This is a genomic window from Kiloniella spongiae, from assembly GCF_001026905.1.
In the GTDB taxonomy this organism is placed as follows: Bacteria; Pseudomonadota; Alphaproteobacteria; order Kiloniellales; family Kiloniellaceae; genus Kiloniella; species Kiloniella spongiae.
Map to the genome: position 1 here is coordinate 23,207 of NZ_LAQL01000012.1, position 14,949 is coordinate 38,155.

At 45.9% G+C, this 14,949-nt stretch carries 13 protein-coding genes; 6 read left to right on the plus strand and 7 right to left on the minus strand.

The features are described from left to right. The 5 genes from WH96_RS16445 to WH96_RS16465 all read right to left on the minus strand — a co-directional run bounded on the left by WH96_RS16445 (nt 1) and on the right by WH96_RS16465 (nt 5,099). Nucleotides 1–1,317 carry a DUF58 domain-containing protein gene (locus WH96_RS16445; RefSeq protein WP_053006052.1) on the minus strand — a complete coding sequence of 439 codons (1,317 nt, stop codon included), beginning with the start codon at nt 1,315–1,317 and terminating at the stop codon, nt 1–3. Continuing rightward, on the minus strand, nt 1,317–2,273 hold the full coding sequence (locus WH96_RS16450) for an AAA family ATPase (RefSeq protein WP_047765315.1): 957 nt from the start codon (nt 2,271–2,273) through the stop codon (nt 1,317–1,319). The genes WH96_RS16445 and WH96_RS16450 overlap by 1 nt, the downstream gene beginning before the upstream one ends. Next, a complete protein-coding gene (locus WH96_RS16455; protein ID WP_047765316.1) occupies nt 2,260–3,516 on the minus strand; it encodes a hypothetical protein in 1,257 nt (418 codons plus the stop codon). The genes WH96_RS16450 and WH96_RS16455 overlap by 14 nt, the downstream gene beginning before the upstream one ends. After that, entirely contained in the window at nt 3,516–4,223 is a 708-nt protein-coding gene (locus WH96_RS16460) for a hypothetical protein (RefSeq protein WP_047765317.1), read from the minus strand. Before WH96_RS16460 ends, WH96_RS16455 begins: the two co-directional genes overlap by 1 nt. Nucleotides 4,224–4,547: 324 nt before the next feature. After that, nucleotides 4,548–5,099: a TetR/AcrR family transcriptional regulator gene (locus WH96_RS16465; protein WP_047765318.1), complete on the minus strand. Its 552-nt coding sequence runs from the start codon at nt 5,097–5,099 to the stop codon at nt 4,548–4,550. Nucleotides 5,100–5,231: 132 nt separating this feature from the next. On the opposite strand from WH96_RS16465, the gene WH96_RS16470 reads away from it, so the two are divergent. From WH96_RS16470 to WH96_RS21520, 3 genes are all read left to right on the plus strand, one after another. Continuing rightward, nucleotides 5,232–5,894, plus strand: coding sequence for a cupin domain-containing protein (locus tag WH96_RS16470; protein ID WP_047765319.1), 663 nt, complete (start codon nt 5,232–5,234; stop codon nt 5,892–5,894). A gap of 418 nt (nt 5,895–6,312) precedes the next feature. Further along, nucleotides 6,313–7,311 (plus strand): D-cysteine desulfhydrase family protein, encoded by a 999-nt coding sequence (locus WH96_RS16475; protein ID WP_047765320.1) that lies wholly within the window; start codon nt 6,313–6,315, stop codon nt 7,309–7,311. 36 nt (nt 7,312–7,347) lie between these two features. Continuing rightward, the gene (locus WH96_RS21520; RefSeq protein ID WP_053006053.1) at nt 7,348–7,983 is read left to right on the plus strand and encodes a GDSL-type esterase/lipase family protein; all 636 of its coding nucleotides are present in this window, start codon (nt 7,348–7,350) and stop codon (nt 7,981–7,983) included. A gap of 11 nt (nt 7,984–7,994) precedes the next feature. On the opposite strand, the gene WH96_RS16485 is transcribed toward WH96_RS21520, so the two are convergent. Further along, nucleotides 7,995–8,456 (minus strand): Lrp/AsnC family transcriptional regulator, encoded by a 462-nt coding sequence (locus WH96_RS16485; RefSeq protein WP_047765321.1) that lies wholly within the window; start codon nt 8,454–8,456, stop codon nt 7,995–7,997. Nucleotides 8,457–8,670: 214 nt separating this feature from the next. Between WH96_RS16485 and WH96_RS16490 the strand changes: the two genes are divergently transcribed. Together WH96_RS16490 and WH96_RS16495 are read left to right on the plus strand one after the other, a co-directional pair. Next, a complete protein-coding gene (locus tag WH96_RS16490; protein WP_047765322.1) occupies nt 8,671–9,576 on the plus strand; it encodes a DMT family transporter in 906 nt (301 codons plus the stop codon). 284 nt (nt 9,577–9,860) lie between these two features. Further along, a complete protein-coding gene (locus WH96_RS16495; RefSeq protein WP_047765323.1) occupies nt 9,861–11,864 on the plus strand; it encodes a hydantoinase/oxoprolinase N-terminal domain-containing protein in 2,004 nt (667 codons plus the stop codon). 194 nt (nt 11,865–12,058) lie between these two features. On the opposite strand, the gene WH96_RS16500 is transcribed toward WH96_RS16495, so the two are convergent. After that, on the minus strand, nt 12,059–12,436 hold the full coding sequence (locus WH96_RS16500; RefSeq protein ID WP_047765324.1) for an avidin/streptavidin family protein: 378 nt from the start codon (nt 12,434–12,436) through the stop codon (nt 12,059–12,061). 208 nt (nt 12,437–12,644) lie between these two features. Here WH96_RS16500 and WH96_RS16505 point away from each other — a divergent pair, with 208 nt between their 5' ends. Next, nucleotides 12,645–14,915: a winged helix DNA-binding protein gene (locus WH96_RS16505; protein WP_204248223.1), complete on the plus strand. Its 2,271-nt coding sequence runs from the start codon at nt 12,645–12,647 to the stop codon at nt 14,913–14,915. Nucleotides 14,916–14,949: the final 34 nt, after the last annotated feature.

Genomic DNA, 14,949 nt, shown 5'->3' on the forward strand with positions numbered 1-14,949 from the left:
TCAGATTAGCTCCTGATGTTTTATGGCCAGATAGCGTTCAACAAGATCAGCACTCAATGATGCCGCCTGGGCCTGAATACAATGCACCCCAAGACGACGTAACCTCTCAAAAACAACTCGCCTATCCCTGAGAAAGTCGTCTGCAACAACCGACTTGGCAATATCATTCACGGAATGTGGTTTTCTTTCAGCTACCTCAGAAAGTTCACGATCTTCCAAAGTAACAAAAATAATTAGATGGCGCTTGGCCATGCGCGTAATATTTTCAATCATCAACTCTGCTGTAACTGTATCAACAAAGTCGGTGTAGAGAACAATTAATGATCTGCGTTGCAATTTGCCCGAAAGGTGAGAAAGCCCCAGCGTAAAGTTGGTTTCATTATGCTGGTAATCCAGTTCTGCACAATTTGACTGTAGATGACTAAAGGCCTGATGTCCGCCCAAAGGTTTTGCAAGCCTTCTGACTTTAGCATCAAAACCATACAAGCCAACCTTATCGCCCCCCCTTAGAGCCATAAATCCCAACAGTAAGCCGGCATTGATCATGTGATCCAGCTGCGGCAGCCCATCTATGGGTCTTGTCATCAAATGCCCTGTGTCAAAAGCAAGAATGACATTGTGATTTCGTTCGACCTGAAATTCCTTACATACCAATTTGCGATGTCTTGCTGAATGCTTCCAATCAATCGAACGCAAATCATACCCCGGCTGATATTCACGCAAGGCATCAAACTCGGTTCCGTCGCCACGTTGTTGCTGTACCTTAGTTCCATGAAACGCATCACGACTATCAATCTGTAATGCAGCAGTCTTTACAGCATGTACGTTGGGTACAATCGACACTTCATGATCTAGATCCCATTTGGTTTGTCGAACAACTAACCCCCAAGGACTATACCACTTGAGCCATAGGTTGGTTATCTTAGCTTTGCCTCGCCGCTTTACAACCAGAGGAAACGCCAGTTCACCAACCTCTCTTTGATCCAGACGATCAATAATCACAGGTGCAGCTTTATTAAGATACTCACTCTCTACATCCAACAAAGCTGTCACACCATATGCCCGAAGCCGACTGGAAATCGTAAGAGAGAAATAGGCATAATCTTCGTGCCCGGCATAGAGTAACTGCGGAATATTTTGCGACAGAGCTATTCGGCTTGCCCCCAATGAATTCAGAGCATCAAACCCAATAAGCAAAAGAGCCAGGAACAAATAAACCACACCAAACAGCCACAGCCCCTCATCCCAAATAATCAGGATAAGGCTGAGGGGTATTCCCAGCGAGATAAGAAGGGCACTACGAAGCGTTGGTCTCATTATCTCGGGGCAGCTGTCTGTTCCAGAATTTCACGAATAACATTGTTTGTCCGTGTTCCTTCAATTTCTGCGCTAGGCGCAAGAACAACACGGTGATGTAATCCGGGAATAGCGACAAATTTCACGTCATCCGGGATCACATAGTCTCGTCCCTGTAAAGCCGCATATGCTCTGGAAGCTGCGGCCAGCATCGTTGCAGATCTAGGAGACCCTCCGAACTGAAGTGCCGGGTGCTCTCGGGTGGCACGAACAACAGAAACAATATAATTGGTTATGTCCGGGCTTAATCTAACTTTGGCAACGAGTGCCCTCATCTCTTCCAGCTTATCCAGATCAGCGATTCCCTTCATGCCAAATTCATCCAGCTTTGGCATCGATGTCTGATGGCCATGCATTGCAACAATTGACCGTTCCTCGGCTTCACTTGGGTACTCCAAGACATGTTTGAACATGAAACGGTCCAATTGAGCTTCCGGCAAGGGGTAGGTTCCCTGTTGCTCAATAGGGTTTTGTGTCGCAATCACCAGAAATCCAGCCCCTAGATCATGGCTGGTACCATCAATTGTTACGGATCGCTCACTCATCGCTTCAAGCAAAGCAGATTGCGTCTTGGGCGGTGTTCTGTTGATTTCATCCGCCAAAAGCAAGTCTGTAAAGATCGGTCCTTTGGTAAGAGAAAACTCGTTCGTCTGAAAATTGAACAAGTTTGTCCCCAGGACATCACCCGGCATAAGGTCCGGTGTAAACTGGATACGTCCAAATTTTAAATTCAAAGCTTTTGAGAATGAACGAACCAACAGCGTTTTACCTGTTCCGGGAACTCCTTCCAGCAAGATATGCCCTTTGCACAACAGGCTGACCAAGATCAGATCCAATGCGCCTTCTTGCCCGACAATTGTCCTACGTACTTCTGCTTTTAAACCGTCACTAATGGTCCGGATGTCATCCAGTTCCATGCAGCATCTCCTGTTTCCATCTATGGATATTCTGTGCTGCACGAATGGCAGCTAAAACGTTAAATGTGTTTGCTTTGTATAAATCTTCGGCCGTTCTGATCACTTCACTACTGCTGATACCAATACCACGGGCATGGCCAACACGATCAAGCCATCGAAGCAGTTCGTATGGTTCGATATTCTTTGGGGCGTGCAAATTCAGAGCAACTGATTGCAACGATCTGTCCACATACTGCTTGAGCATCAAAGCGCCGTGTCCGCCAAAAGCAAGAAGCTCAGCCGTGTTTCCAATCAAGAATTCTTTACCCGTCTGGTACTCCTGATCACTCCGTTCAGGTGATCCAAATCGCGTAAAGCTGCTCCACGCCAGAAAAAGAACAGATACGGCAACCAGCAATGAGACAACAGCAAAAGGAAACTCAAACATCTTTTGCCACAAACTTGGCTCGGATGCATAGCCATGAGACGTTTCATCAATGATAACGCCACCGGTTTTACCATGAGTAAGCTCGTTAATAACACTAACAATAAAGGCAGCGTTTCCTGCGTTATCCAGTCCGTGGTTTGACAGGATATCCGGGTCACTCAAAACCCAGGTACGATCTATATCATAGAAAAAATCGGACTGGATTACTTCGGCTAAGAGAATACCCTGATCGTTATAAACCAAGGGACGTAACACATCCGTGTTTTCAGCAATCAACTGTGGCGCAAGAACGGATAGCTGCTGATCCAGAGAAAATAATTCAGAATCCCAAGTAAAATTTTCTGCCGTCAGCGTTGTATCATTTCGAATAAGTTCCAGATCATTTCCGACGTATTCCAGAATATTCAGAACCTGACCTGACTGCTTTAGTTTCATTTCCTTGACCCAGCGACTATTTTGCGGGTCTGGGCGGACATCCCATTTAGGTAAAACAATCAATGATCCCACACCACTGAAACCTGTCAGGGTATTGGATAATCCAGAAGCCGTTTGCGGCTCAATCACCAGTTTGACATCGGAAAAATTAAACCCACCACGAATTTCACGGCTAATACGTGTTCGGAAATTCATTTTCTGCAACAGCTTGGTAAAAGCTTTGTGGCCAACAGCTGATTCAGAATAGGAATTCGCCCCATAGGAGTTTAGCTTTACAAGTTTATCCTGATAGATAGAAGCAACAAAAGCGCCCAAAAACGAAAGCATTCCAATCACAAGCAACCACAACAGGGTGCGTTTTGAAAAGACCCGATCGTCCATTATGCGTCCCCCTGCTGGGCAGCGGCTTGACTACCTGACGCCATGCTTCTAGGCGTCATAAAGATCTGGAATGCTTCACGGCACGATGAAAACTCTTCAGGCCCAGCTGAACGCCCGCCAAATTCGGTCAATTCTTCGGCGTTTACAATAACAATCATCTTTTTCTTGATATCAACTGGTAGCCAATCTGCTTGCAAGATCTCTCTATTCGTCAAGGCATCTGGCAAGGTTGTGTGATAACTCTCTTTTACATGTTTCAGGCAACACAAAAGAATGGCCCGAATTGCTGCTTCGAAATGCCCCTGACGCGCCAATTGATCCGCATGTTCCAATGTTACCTTGCTCAGTTCATCTGAAATGCGCGTTACTCTGGCATAAGAGCTCGCCTCTTCTTCGACGACAGTTTTATTTTGAGGGCGCCGTTTTAAATCACTGAAATAGCGATAGGCGGCTTTGGCCAGCAAAACCACAACAACAGCTAAGAAACCGAAAAGAATAATCTGGCCTAGAAACTCCAATGCCGAGAGATCAAAGGGTTCAGAATTTTCCTTCTTTTTCTCTGGTACTTTCTTTTCGGCTTTCTCGGATTTCACATCAAAAGGAGGTTCACTTTGGTAACGATCACCCGAATAGATATCTTCAATTGCCTCTTCGACTGCCCCATCAATTGATTGAGCAACAACACTAGATGGAACAAGGAGGACCACCCCTAAGTTCAACAAAAGGAACAAAGAGCCTATTAGAATATATTTTTGTATATTCAGACATCGACAGCGCGATATCGTATTTCTAATTCTTAAAAACAAAAGATAAGGATCCCCACACAGCCTTATCAAGTCGATGACACTTTGGCAGACGTCAATCCATAAAAAAACGTGAATAAGTTTAAAATAGTAACCAGAACGCACCAAAACCTTGACGAGAATTCAACGCAGAATGACACAGCCACAAGAATAGTGTCTATAGTTTTTTTCGACCTCACAGAACAATAAACTAATTGTTGTTAGGGCTACTATTGTTACTGGGTATTGTTACTGGGCAACATAGTCAATAATCTGGTCAAAGGTCTGCAGACCATCCATTGTACGGGCTACAATAAGTCCCCCTTCAAGCAACGCCAATAGCTTCAGAGCCTCGCTTTGCGCGCTTTCTTCAGAATATACGCTTGCCTTATCGGATAGAAAGACACGGGTAAGCCAGGACATATTTTGATCAAAAAATGCCTTGGATTTCACCATCACGTTATCTGGGAGTGATGAAATCTCGGCCCCTAACATGCCGCAGAGACACATTTGTTCACCCGCAGCATAAGAAGACCGAAAAGCTTCTTTGTAGCGCAGCACCTGTTCCATTGCAGAATAAGCATCAGGTTCCCCCAAGCTTTCGATAAAGCGTTCGGTATATCGTTGTGTGACGGCGACACCCAAATCAGCTTTGGAGGGAAAGTGATAGTGAATACTAGCTGTCTTGATGCCAATTTCAGCAGAGATATCGCGAAAGCTAAAGGCGTTATAACCACGTGTACGAATGTAGTCTTCTGCAATGTCCATAATTGCCGATGCTGTTTTTGATCTTTCGGTCATTTGTCTCTCTACTCTTAGCGAACCATTCGGCTTACCTATTAATTGATAGATAGCCTCTTGACGTTTCTTTTTAAAGGCATAAATGATAAACAAGAAAAATTACCTACTCATAGGTACATAACGGAGAGCTTTATGCGCATCAATGCTGATTTCACTAAGTCTGTTGAATTACATCCCTCAGATACAAGTCCGTCGCCCTCTCCGGCACCGGGGGTTAACAGAACGATGCTTGATCGCATTGGCGATGAAGTCGCGCGCGCAACAACGATTGTACAGTTTGATCGCGACAAGTATTTCCCCGAACATACCCATGATGGCGGCGAAGAATTCTTTGTGCTTGAGGGAACCTTCTCGGACCAATACGGCGACTTTCCCGCCGGGACCTATGTGCGCAATCCAATCGGCACCAGCCACTCGCCGCATACTGTTGAGGGCTGCACCATCTTTGTGAAGCTCTGGCAGTTTGATAAAAACGATACGGAACAAAAGTCAGTTGATACGACCAGCAAAGATCACTGGGTAAAGGGAGATCACAAAGGGCAAAGGGTTTTGAACCTGCATGAGTTCGAGAGCGAAAAAGTCACCCTGCAAAAATGGGATACAGGCTCCAACGCAACACTAACCACCCCGGAAAAAGGCATGGAAGTTCTGGTTGTTACCGGTGAGCTACAGTCCAATGGCCGTGCCTTCCCCGACCGATCATGGTTGCGTTACCCAACAGGAACAGAGGTCAAATATGATTTCACAAAAGACACAACGTTGCTTGTCAAAACTGGACATCTTGAGGAAGTCTAATCACCAGTCTTAACTCTTAGCTGCCCGAACTCTTCTTCACCATTTTCTAGTTGCTCATTTTCGGGTGGCATTTTTGGGCTGTATCTTGTGATGTTATCTTCTGGCTAGATCTTTTGGCTAGATCTTCTGGCTAGATCTTTTATTTGGCGAGCTATTTGGCCAAGCTTTTCATCTCGCAAATAAAAAATGCCCCTTTCTCTTTCCACCCCGATAGCAAGGGCTGAGTTTGAGACCTTGTCGTCGTTCGTTAGCAATACGATCATGGAATCCACCGTTAACAGGAAATGCCCAACCAGCAGGTAATGTTTACATAAGACATCAGAAATTCACCTCTCCCTATTGAAGTAAAACCGGAAAGCGATCAGAGTAAGCCTCTAAACACTCTGATACCAATTACCAACCGTTTCTCAGGTACCCCATGCTTACCGAATTCAATTCATCTGTGCCACTGGCCTTCACCCCGACGCCCCTGCACCTTCTCAGCAAGCTATCGAAGCATCTCGGCGGGCCAGAGATCTTTATCAAACGGGATGACTGCACAGGTCTTGCCGGGGGTGGTAATAAAACCCGCAAGCTGGAGTTTCTGATTGCGGATGCGCTGGACAAGGAAGCAACCTGTGTGATTACAGCGGGCGGCCTGCAATCCAACCATGTTAGACAGACCGCCGCAGCGGCAGCACGTTACGGGCTAAAGTGCCATCTGGTCCTGGTGCGAAATGTTGACTGGCAAGATCCGGCTTACCAGACATCGGGAAACCTCGTCCTTGATAAGTTGCTCGGGGCCGAAATTACCATTCATCCCGGCGGTTCTGATCGGGATCAGATTATGGATGATCTGGCTTCTGATCTCACAAAAGCTGGCGAAAGGCCCTATGTCATCCCCGTTGGCGGCTCCAATGCGGTTGGCGCCCTAGGCTATGCCAGCGCCCTGATGGAAATTCAGGAACAATGCCGCGAACTAAGCATCTCCCCCAAAGCGCTCTATCACGCGACATCCAGCGGCGGGACGCAGGCTGGCCTCATTGCCGGGATGATCACGCTGAAACGCCCTTTCCCTATTCTCGGCGTGGAAGTTGACGGTGATCCTGCCCCTGTCACCGATGCCATCAAGTCTATTGTACCGGAAACACTGGAACGCCTTGGGCGTTTTGAAAGCTGGGACCCAGAACAGGACTTGCAAGTGATTACAGGCTATGGCGGCAGCAACTATGGCATTCCATCTGACGCAGGAAACGAAGCGATCGAGTTACTTGCGCGAAACGAAGGAATATTGCTGGACCCCGTCTATTCTGGCAAAGCCTTTGCTGGCCTTGTTGATCATATAAGACAGGGGCGATTTACAGAAAACGATACCGTGATCTTCCTGCATACAGGCGGAGCACAGGCACTTGGCGCTTACCCTTCTTTATTTAGATGATCCCAAACAAAACTATAAAGACCGAAAGATAGAAAAATGAAACGAGTTTGTTTTCTTGGCGCATCCGTTATGGAGGGAATGGGCGATGAAGCGCAGCTGGGGATGCCCGGACGCCTTGCGCTTTTAGAGGCAGAAACCAAACAAAGCTTTATCCACTATAATCTGGGCGTCAGGGGGCAGACGCTCAAGGAAATATCGGGCCGCGCGGCATCGGAATGTCGGGCCAGATTTAAAGATGCAAAGGACTTTATTGTTTTCGCTACGGGGTCTAACGATTTCGCCCTCATTGAAAGCGGTTTTCCCAGAACTCCAAGGCGCAGAGCCATGAACAACTTCAAAGCCCTGATGACAGAGCTTGCAGAAATCGCACCCTTGCTTGTTTTTGGCCCAACACCTGTTGATGAAGGCAAGCTGCCCTTTTTCTCGACAGTATCGAATATGCATTTTGATTTTAAAAACGAGGAACTGGCCAGTGGCTCAGCAGAATACAGTACCATCTGTCAGGACTTGGACATTCCCTATATCAATATGCACGAGGCCTTGAGCTCGAGTAATGGCTTCATGACAGGGCTTGCGGAAAATGACGGACTGCATTCAACCGGAAAAGGCTATCAGGCCATGGCAGAAATCGTGCGATCTTCCCTCCATTGGCAGAGCCTGATTCAGGCCTAGACCTATAGACATTAGGTGATAGGGAGTTCCAGCCCACGTTTGACGTTTTCCATTACGACGGTGGTGGTAAATTCCTGTATCGCCGGGTTATCGAAAAACACGCGTTTGGTGAACTTGTCGTAGGTTGTCATGTTTTCCGCTGTGACGATCAGCAGGAAATCAAAAGATCCGGTCACGTTATAGCATTGTTGGATTTCAGGCTCGCCGAGGAACTGTGTTGTTAAGGCCTTTAAGATCTTGGCGTCACAACGTTCAATAACCAGTTGGACAATCAAGGTCAGATTGTGCGCCGAAACATCGGGGTTAATTACTGCGACTTCCCGCTCAATAGCCCCCATATCCCGTAGTCGTTTAATACGGCGTTGACATGCAGTCGCGGACAGACCAACTTGTTCCGCAATGCTATCTGATTTGAGGCGGGAATTTTCCTGTAATAATCGCAGGATAGCTTTGTCAAAATTATCTATTTTCATCTTGGTCTTTAAACTGATCTGTAGGGCGACACTAGTCTGTTGCCGTTTCCGGCTAGGGGTTAAACTGGATAGAGGTCGAAAAAACGCTTCGATTTCTATTTGTTGCAGTTTTTTGATCCGGAAACCACTTATTTTGCAGCAAAACGATGCAAAAAATCGGCTACGATCCAGACAATAAAGACATAACGTATTTTTTGAGTATCGGGTAACGGGTATGGATCAGGTTTTAAAATCAGAGCAAAGCACACTGACAATGGGTATTATCTATGGCTTGATGGCTGCCCTGTTGTGGGGAGCATGGCCTGTGGTGTCCAGTCTCGGTCTTCAAAACCAAACCCTGACGCCTTATGATATTACGGCCCTGCGCTTTGGTGTGGCAGGCACGATCCTTTTACCCCTGATCCTCAAACGTGGTTTCAAAGGCATCGGCCTGCCCGGTGGGCTTCTTTTTGCCTTCGGAGCTGGTGCACCCTATATGCTGCTCACCGTGACAGGACTTAACTTTGCCCCTGCAAGTCACATGGGGATCATCGCGCCAAGCTGCATGATGACCCTGTCCACTATCGGCGGCTGGTTTATCCTTGGCGATCGCCCCGACAGAAACCGACTGCTCGGTCTGGGCGTTATTATCCTCGGCGTTGCCCTGCTTGGCTGGTCCGGCCTTGCCATGGCGGGGGATAATCAGTGGATGGGACATCTGTTGTTTGTTGCCGGGGGTGGCTGTTGGGCGTGTTATACGGTTGGCACAAAGTATTTCAAGGCTGATCCGCTGCACGCGACGGCCTTGGTCGCAGTGCTGTCCATGGTCATTTACCTGCCGCTCTATTTTATCTTTGGCGACCCACAGATCTTTGTCGCGCCGATCAAAGAAACCCTGTTTCAGGCTGCTTTTCAAGGCATCGGCTCTGCTGTTCTTGCCCTGCTGTTCTACACCAAAGCCGTTGCCTTGCTAGGCGCAGCAAAGGGTGCAGTCTTCGCCGCACTGGTTCCCGGTATTGCCGTTATCCTCGCCCTGCCAGTGCTAGGTGAAATCCCGACGACCATCGAGATCATCGGTGTCAGCATCGTGACCATCGGTATGATTGGTGCCCTGGGCCTGATCAAGGTCCGAAAAAGATAGGTACCTTATCAAGGCCCGAAAAGGATAAGAATCTAACAGCAAAAAGTACCCCTGGTCGTTTTAATTTGCTGCTATTCAAGGCATGAAGAGTGAAGTGTAGGAGACCTATATAAGCGATGAAACAACGCCGAAGAGTAGCGAATTAAAATGATCAGAAGCTTTGATCTATTTGCGTCAGGAAAATTCGTCGCTTTTAGGGAAGCAGTATTCCGAGTAAATTGCTACGAGATTATCTCTTTTATCACTGGTTCTTTTTTTCACGGGCAGTTACGGATTATTCGGGAATGTTGTTAGGTATTGATACGGGTGGCACCTATACGGATGCGGTTCTTTTCACAGAAGAAGACGGTGTGCTGCGGACCGCGAAGTCCCTGACAACCAAACACGACCTGTCCATAGGTATCTGTGATGCGGTCAACCGGATTATGGATCGCGAGGGCGACCAGATCCGCATGGTGTCCCTGTCCACCACCCTTGCCACCAACGCCATTGTCGAAGCCCACGACAGCCCGGTCTGTCTGATTATGATCGGCTATGACAAGGGATCGCTTGAGCGATCAAACCTCGGCACCGCCATTGGCAAGAACCCCTATGTCTTTATTGACGGCGGGCATACGCCCCTTGGCGATGAGCAATCCGCGCTGGATCTTGACGCAGTGAAACGGGCCATCGACGAACACGCTCCCAATGTGTCCGCATTTGCCGTTGCGGGTTATTTCTCTGTGCGCAATGCATCCCACGAAGAAGCCGTCCGCAACCTGATACTGGAAAAAACCGACCGCCCGGTCACCTGTGCCCATGAACTGTCATCGGGGCTGGATGCCCCGCGCCGCGCCCTCACCGCGTTTTTGAATGCCCAACTGATCCCGCAATTGCACCAGTTGATCCACTCTGTCGATATCATGTTACAGGAAAAGGGCATCAAGGCCCCCGTGATGGTGGTCAAGGGCGACGGGTCGCTGATCTCTGCGCAAACCGCCCTTGAACGCCCGGTTGAAACCATTCTCTCCGGCCCTGCGGCCTCTGTGGTCGGGGCCAAGTATCTGTCGGGCGCCAGCGATGTCTTTGTCGTCGATATGGGCGGTACCACTACCGATATTGCAATCCTGATGGACGGTGAACCCAAGCTCAGCGAAGAAGGCGCCAACGTCGGTGGCTGGCGCACCATGGTCAAGGCCGTCGCGGTCAGCACTTATGGACTGGGCGGCGACAGTGAAGTCGCCCTCAACCGGACACAAAGGTGTTTATCTATCGGTCCACGAAGGGCTTATCCCATCAGCCTTCTCGCCCAACAACACCCAAGCGTTCTGGAAGAGTTACAGCAACAACTCCGCAATGAACGTATTGGTGAATACGACGGACGCTTTGCATTAAAGCTGCGCGAACTCAATACTGCCCTCACCAGCCTGTCACGGCTGGAGCTGGAAATATGGGAAAGTCTCGCCGACGGTCCCGTTGCCCTGAACACATTGCTGGAACGCCCGGCCATGGCTGGCCCCTTGCAACGCCTGATTGATCGCGGTCTTGTGATTAATGCTGGTCTGACCCCCAGTGACAGCAGCCATATCCTGAACAAACAGAACAACTGGACCCGCGACGGCGCCCTGCTCTGCGCGCAACTGTTTTTAAGACAGTCCCAACGTGATAATTACCTGTTGGGCGTCACACCCGACGACCTTGCAGAAATGATTTACCAGCAAACCATTGTTCAGGCAGGCAAAACCATTCTCGACACCGCCTTTATCGAAGAAAAAATCCCGCAAATGACCAATACCCAAAGTCTGGGACTGGCCCTGCTGGACAATGCGCTCCACAATAAAAGTGGCTCCACCACCAACACGCCCCTTCTGGACTTTACCGTCAAACTGGGCAGAGGCATTGTGGCAACGGGCGCCCCGTCAGCTATCTATTACCCGGAAATCACGGCACGCCTGAACACAGAGCTAAACCTGCCGGAAAACGCCGATGTGTCAAACGCAGTCGGTGCCGTCTGTGGCGGTGTTGTCCAGAAATACACCGTCCTGATTTCCTCCCCCGAAAAGGGTCGCTTCCGCACCCATATGGGCACCGAGCAAAAGAACTTCACCGTCGCCCAAGACGCCATCGATTACGCCAAATCCCACGCAGAAGAAAAAGCCTATCAAATGGCATCGGAAAGCGGCGCCACAGATATCATCGTAGAAGTTGACCAGTTCGATAAAATCATCACCGACGCCGGCGGCGACCAACTCTTCATCGAAAGCGCTATTATAGCCACCGCCAAGGGGCGGCCCGTTTTGGCTGTTTGAGGAGATAAAGTCTTTAACATAGTATAACTTAGACTATCGCAATTGATACACCATTCTCTTTATCTCATGCAGTTGTATATTGGGACACTCCTCTTGAAGAGCTTTATCTCTTGCTATCGCTGTTATCTTTTTCGAAGTTTCGATTTTTTTAAGAGCTAGCCTTTCTTCTTCAAGAGCTTTTTCGCTAGCCTTTTTTATGGAGTTGGCCGAACAAATGAATTTGCACCAGCAAGTATACCTGACCATAATTCTTTTGGCTCATTCTGCTCAGCAATATTCTTAGCTAAATGCCAAAGCGTCTTTATTTCAAATTCACCCGGACGAATAACTGTATGTTGTCCTGCCCATGCCGTAAGCGAACCGTACTTACCAAAGTTAACCGTAAAAGTTATTAAATCGCCGGAGGCAAATCCAGTTAAGTCAAATTCTTCTGTTGGAGTTGGCTCTCCAACGTTGGTTCGGTAAATACCTGAAACATCATTTCCCTGAACTGATAGCTCCATTTGAGATCCTAAACCATTTTCCCATATGCCTTGAAAATCTTCGCTAGGAGGGGGTGCGAGTTCTACCATGTTATTTAACCTCATCAATTACCAATGATTGCAACAGCATTATTATCAACTGATTTAAGCTGTTTTGCAATTGAACAGTTATTAATATTTTATAAACGAAAATCATCAGAGAAACATTGCCGATAGAGGTAACTAACCTTTTATCAAAAACCCCACCTCCACCACTACCGAGAGTTGCTCATATCTGTATGGCAAGAGGTAAAGTATAATGATTTCCCACGCCTCAAAAGCAACACCAAAGGTTGTATGTCTGGTTGTTTTATATAGTTTTTATATTTATATAGAAATCGTCCCAAAACAAACAATCAGATTCTTGTACAAAACTAAAAGCATAATATTGGATTTTTATATGGATATAGAAAGATTTTCTAAGATATCAGAATCTCTTAGACAATACCGCCGAGCTGAACTCAAAGATTTTGAAACAGATATCGGGTCAAAACCAGTCGATATGCTGTATGTGGATCCTCTTCCCGGAGGAGCCGTATTACAAACAGTTTTGTCCAGCAATACTACATTTTTGCTCGGAAGAAAAGGAACAGGAAAAAGTACAGTATTTGCAAAAGCTCAATCTGTTCTCAGAGAAAGAAAAAATGTAATTTCTATCTATATTGATGTGAAATCGATTTATGATGTATTAGGGGCAACAAATATTCCTGATGCAGAGCCAGATACTGCAGGAATTTCAAGCCTAACCTATAAAGCCCACATGCTTAGAAAAGTAATGCTGGGTAAGATAATTTCAGAATTACTCAAGGGAATATCAGATAGTTGCGAAAGTTTAACCTTACTTGAAAAGTGGAGAGGGGCTAAAAAACAGTACGATGAATTACGTAACTCTTTGATGGACATTGGCGATAGAGTAAAAAACTCAAAGTTAGAAAAACACGAAATTCCAGTATTACAAAAAATTACAAGCCAACTTCGATTAAAAAAACAACAAGAAGCCTCAACAGCGACATCATCTAATGGAAAGGCTAATGCAAAAATAAAAAGTTTTGACTATGAAATTAGCGGTGAATTAACAGGTTCTCTATCTGACTTTGATAGAACTTTAGATGATAGTGACATCTATAATGAATACTCTGATGTCATATTAAAATCCTTTCCATTTGATGATATTATTACTGAAATACAGACTTTAATTTCAGAATCAGGACTGCTCCGTTTAGTAGCATTTTTTGATGATTTTTCTGAATTAAGCATTGTTGATCAACGATTGTTTGTTGACGTCGTCTTATCACCACTTAACAATTCGAGTAATGAAATCGTGAAACTTAAAATTGCTGGTTATCCTGGACGTATTTATCACGGGAAAATTGATCCAAGCAAAGCGGATACAGTATTTTTAGATTTCTCAGATCTATATGAAGCAAATGAAGTTCAAGAGATGGAAAGATCAGCTTCTGATTACGCCTATAGATTGCTGGAAACACGATTTAAAGTATTTGGTATAAAATTAGAAGATTACTTTGATGTGACATCCACAACATTAATAGAAGACTATATGAGTATGATGTTTCGTGCATCATTTAATGTTCCAAGGATTATGGGACATATACTACACATCTGTTATTTAGATAAAATATCAAGAAATGAGAAGATAACGCTCGCATCAATCAGATTAGCCGCGAAAAAATATTATGAAAATACCATATCCAGATACTTTGATCGATTAAATAGATATGCCCTCGAACCTTTTGAAAACAAGCTAGACAGAAATAATCAACAACAATTACTTAATTGTATCGTCAATGAATGCCGGGGAGTAAGAAAGCGAATAATAGATAAAGAAGTCGGGGGGAGATATTTTGATAACTTAGGAGGAAACCCCCAGACAAGTCACTTTATTGTCAGTCCAGATTTAGAAGAGATATTTTCATCATTAGAATCAAACTTCTTTCTCTCACGATACAAAAATACTAGAGACAAGGCTGGGAAGAATGTTGTTGTATATGCTCTTTTCATGGGTTTATGTGAAAGCGAACGAATGAACTGGGGGTACCCAGAAGGACGTGAATACAGAAACTATTTTGTACAAAGATGTTTCGAATACACCAGAGCAATTCATCACTTCTTATCGCAGAATCAAACCATTAAATGTGAGAAATGCGGATTTTGTCATTCAATGGAAAATAGAAAAAGTATTGAACTGTTTAAATGGAGGTGTCCAGAGTGCATGGAAGGTTTATGCTCAATTGTTAATTTATCTGATGATTTTAGAGAAGAAGTAGAAAAACTAGATAAAGATATCATGCTTGAACCAATTGAACTTGAGATTGTAACAACTTTGAACGACGAAGAACGCAAAATGCGTGCCGGAGAAATATCAAGTTTAATTGATACCACCCATCAAATGGTTGGTAAAAGGACAAGTAAACTTCAAGAAATGGGATTAGTAGCAAAAGAACGTGATGAAACGGATGGGAAAATGCGTAATTCACTAACAGATCGCTGCCAAGAGACTTATTTTGACTGATTTAATCACTTAACATCAACCACGACAAGATTAC